Below are 1,121 nucleotides of genomic sequence, written 5' to 3'. Positions count from 1 at the left end.
AGCTATCTGCTGGAGGAGTTGAACCGGACGGCGGCGCCTTATCCGTCGGAGCGGTGCATCCATGAGCTGTTCGAGGCGCAGGTGCAAAAGGCGCCGGAGGCGGTGGCGCTGGTCTGCGATGATGAGCGGCTGAGCTATGGCGAGCTCAACGCGCGGGCCAACCGCCTGGCGCACCACCTGATCGCCCTCGGGGTCAAGCCTGGGGATCGCATTGCCACCGTGCTGGACCGCTCCGCCGCTCTTGTGGTGGCGCAACTGGCGATCCTAAAGGCGGGCGCAGTGTATGTACCGATCGATCGCGCGTTTCCATCTGCGCGACAACAATGGCTGGTGGCCGATTGTGCTGCACGCCTGGTGCTTTGCGGGGATGACCTGGTTGAGGCGACGATACCTGCTCTGGCTATTGAACCGCTCATAGTTGGAATGGGATGTCGTAGCGATCCTGGTCTGGCGTTGAGCGCTGAGACTGCCGCTTACGTGATGTACACTTCCGGCTCAACTGGCCTTCCCAAAGGAGTTGTTGTTCCTCATCGTGCCGTCAACCGGCTCGTGATCAACAGTGGTTATGTGAAGGTCGATGCAGGAGATCGGGTGGCATGGGCTGGCAATCCCGCCTTCGACGCAAGCACATTCGAAGTGTGGGCGCCGCTGCTTAACGGTGGTTGCATTGTTGCAATGGATGCCGCCACCGTCAGAGATACTCCCAGTTTTGCTCGGGCGCTTGAACAGCACCGGGTGACGGCACTGTTTCTGACAACAGCATTATTCAACCAATATACGTCATCGATTGCTCCGACGTTGGCGCAACTTAAGTACCTTCTCTGTGGGGGTGAGCGCGGTGATCTCGCCTCATTTCTGAGATTGCTGAAAGAACAAGGCCCCGTACGTCTCATTCACTGCTATGGCCCGACCGAGACGACGACCTTCGCGACGGTTTGGAATTGTCCGGCTGATTTTGATGGGTCAGTGGTCCCGATTGGCCGCCCGATTGCCAACACGCGGGTGTACCTGCTGGACGGTCATGGCGCGCCCGTGCCGTTCGGCGCGGTGGGCGAGCTTTACATTGGCGGGGCGGGGGTTGCGCGCGGCTATTTGAACCAACCGGAGCTGACAGCCGAGCG

The 1,121-nt window shown here is 60.2% G+C and carries 1 protein-coding gene; it reads left to right on the top strand.

Annotated elements, in window-relative coordinates:
* The coding region (locus tag Q2M23_RS43615; protein WP_316399522.1) for an AMP-binding protein at positions 1-1,121 on the top strand (1,121 nt) is incomplete at both ends.

The sequence above is a fragment of the Bradyrhizobium sp. 33ap4 genome (genome assembly GCF_032654765.1).
Classification (GTDB): Bacteria; Pseudomonadota; Alphaproteobacteria; order Rhizobiales; family Xanthobacteraceae; genus Bradyrhizobium; species Bradyrhizobium australafricanum.
The sequence above is the reverse complement of the archived record's forward strand: the minus strand, read 5'-3'. Positions and strand labels throughout refer to the sequence as shown.